The following is a 2,897-nucleotide window of genomic DNA, read 5'->3' on the forward strand; positions in this document are numbered from 1 at the left end:
ACGATCGCCTGCATATCGACACTACGTTTTCGACCACCGCTTTTTGACTTAGGAATTAGTCCTGATAGTATTTCCCACTGTTCTAAAGTCAGATTACTTGGGTACGATGGATTCATAGCTCTCATAACGCTGTCATACTTAAGTATTTTTTCTAATGACAGGATACCGTTATGTGGGCTTTCTTACTTCTCAGACATCCTCTTAGTGAGGGTGAGGATTGAAACGACATTGACTCAGATGAGCCACTTTTACCTGATTGTTACAACACCCTCTTAGTGAGGGTGAGGATTGAAACCAAATTAGTTTGGCAAGAGTTGATTCATTTGCGAGTTACAACACCCTCCTAGTGAGGGTGAGGATTGAAACCTTTGTTATTTCTTGCGCTTGCAATAGATTTAGCTCACTAATTATTTATTTTCCACCTAATCCCGGAAAAAACTTATTCCAAACACTTTGTCCTTTAGGAGTTGAATCCCCTTGCATAGCACCAAATAATCCTTGCTGTTGGGCTTGAATTTCCTGCATATTGAGAGAATGGATCGTCTGGGCTAACTCTGGATTGTCTTCTAACAATTCAGCCTCAAAACTTAACTCCTGCTGTAACAATTGAGCATTTCGGCGCAAGGAAATCTGCTGATTGTGTCGCCGTCTGATAAGGGATTCAGTCAGATGTAATTGCTCTTCAAAACTTAAATCATCGTATTCACTGTTATACATAAGAATTCTTCTCCGATTAGCTTAAAACTTAATTTTTAGGAAAATTAACGACACTGTTCAATTCATTAAAAATGTTTGATTCCTCCATAAAGTAGCTGATATCCCAGCCTCAATCTCGTAATAAAATCGTCAGTATTGCGATTACCCCAAACAGGATTACTAGGGTTCTTAATCCAGTTAATTGGACTATGACAAATCTCATGATGACAACGGTAGCACGTAGAAAATGTTGATACCCCAATAACGTCATTCCCATAATAGGCATGGTGAATTTCTTCACTTTTTTTCGTCAGACAAACGACACAATAATTGTGAGTTTTTCGGTGAGCGTAGGCGCAGCCCGCCGTAGGCATCGCTACTTGTTTTCTATACTCTTTAGGATTACCATATCGAGCATTCCAGTTTAATCGTCTGTGTAGCCGAGATTTTCTAATAGTAATGTCACCCCCAAATCGTTTAACTCTTGCCCCGTTAATTCATGCCACTTTTGTTTAATTTCCTGAAAATGCGGTCTTCTTCCTAATTCTGTTGCCCATTTTCTAATTTCTTGATACCAGTCAATCTGCTGCTGCGAGGATTGCTGATTATTTTTAGAACTATTAACAGTGTCACTATTCGGTTTGGAATCTTGTTTTTGTTCCAGACCCTTGATATCAAATTCCGGGATTAGAGCAACAAAGGGATTAGACCGAGTGGGAATCACTAGAGCATATCGAACTCCAGCTTTATCTAACAGTTCGCAAGCCTGTCGCAAGATTTCAAGAATTTCTTTTTTGACATTCAGAAAATCTTGGGGATGGTCAAGGATATAACTCGATGTCTGCCCCACAGCAATAAAGCAAACATTTTTCAAGGACGGGCGGCTAAATCCAGTTTCTCCAGAGAGTGGGGACTGGCCCATGAATAAACCATGACCTTTTAACCCAGCAGTGAATTTGATGATATAGTTCCAAAAACCTTGCAAATCTTTGGCGGTATCAGCATCAACCATTCCCGGAAGTCCTTTACCACCACCATAAACACTATCAACTTCATCCTGGGCAAATAATAATTCTGGGACACCCTGACATTCACCACCAACTTTTGCAACTCTGGCTTTTTGTTGATCAATCATGCCAGTTGCAAAGGTAATCCAATTTTTTAGTTCTTTCATGCCGTCAAACTTACGGCTGAACTTGCACAACCATCTGGTGACATCATCCTTTGGATCGCTGCCGATGACAATTGCTGGTGTTTGAGATTTTGCAGCAATTTTGTTGATAATCACTCCTGCTAAAGTTGATTTGCCAGATTGTGTACCACCAGAAATGTAGAAATGGTGATTACTGCGAAGAGTCATATCTTGATTAGATGCAGCATTACACAGTTCATCAATCCAAGCACCATCAATTCTGATGTAACCAGGATAATTTGCTGCTAGGGCTTGGAGAATTTTCATTGCACCCGGATTAGTCACGGACTGCACAAATTCTTCATCAATATCAGCAATATCGGGGTTGGGAATACCAGTCGGTGAGGGTGATTGTTGTGCTGGTGGTTCTCTTAGAGTTACCAAACCTTGCAATTGATATTCAGCAATCCACCGGGGGCGCTCTTGCATTGGTAGCCGATTCACATAGTCAGCAACTCGGCGTTTGGCAGCGATCGCAGTGGTAACATAATCATAAACAGCCTCACCTTGTAAATTAGCTTTAAGTGATTTCAAGTTAGCTTTTTGTAAAGAGCGGTATACTTTCTGTTTGCCTTCGCTGATTTGGGCAGATACTCCAAATAAGCCAGCGCTCACCGTTCCAGCACCAAGCAGCATCCCGGTTGTGATTCGGTCAGTGTTTAAGAAAAAAGGAGCAGACAGGCATAATACTGCACTCGCTCCTAAAGAACATAAAATAGTTCGCTCTGCATGAATCACCCCACTGGCAGTTAGACGTTGTAATTCAAATGGCATAAACTTACCTCACCCCCAAAGCCACACCAGCTGCAACTAAAGTCAAGAAGACAAACAGAAATATTACTCCAGGCATTAAGCCAATGGTGAAAGTCTTGCGGTTGAAGCCGAATCCTTTAATGACTAAACCGCCAAAGTTGAATAACCCCAGAACTATGCAGCAGATGGAGATTATGCCAATAAACCAAAGAATGTATCGACTAACGGGGCTGGCAACGGATAAATAACCCATAAA

General features: G+C 41.2%; 3 protein-coding genes. All 3 read right to left on the reverse strand.

Going from position 1 to position 2,897, the window contains the following annotated elements; genetic code table 11:
- Window positions 1-411: 411 nt before the first annotated feature.
- The gene (locus H6G97_RS49110) at window positions 412-717 is read right to left on the reverse strand and encodes a hypothetical protein (protein ID WP_190947518.1); all 306 of its coding nucleotides are present in this window, start codon (window positions 715-717) and stop codon (window positions 412-414) included.
- Between the two features lie 403 nt (window positions 718-1,120).
- Window positions 1,121-2,662 carry a hypothetical protein gene (locus H6G97_RS49115; RefSeq protein WP_190947519.1) on the reverse strand — a complete coding sequence of 514 codons (1,542 nt, stop codon included), beginning with the start codon at window positions 2,660-2,662 and terminating at the stop codon, window positions 1,121-1,123.
- A gap of 4 nt (window positions 2,663-2,666) precedes the next feature.
- Window positions 2,667-2,897 (reverse strand): hypothetical protein (locus H6G97_RS49120; protein ID WP_190947520.1); only part of this gene is annotated, 231 nt, incomplete at its 5' end.

This window comes from Nostoc flagelliforme FACHB-838, from assembly GCF_014698065.1.
GTDB classification, from domain to species: Bacteria; Cyanobacteriota; Cyanobacteriia; order Cyanobacteriales; family Nostocaceae; genus Nostoc; species Nostoc flagelliforme_B.

Excerpts from the sequence above, each read along its gene's own strand:
- H6G97_RS49110 (WP_190947518.1), bottom strand. The coding sequence starts at position 717 with ATGTATAACAGTGAATACGATGATTTAAGTTTTGAAGAGCAATTACAT.
- H6G97_RS49115 (WP_190947519.1), bottom strand. The coding sequence starts at position 2,662 with ATGCCATTTGAATTACAACGTCTAACTGCCAGTGGGGTGATTCATGCA.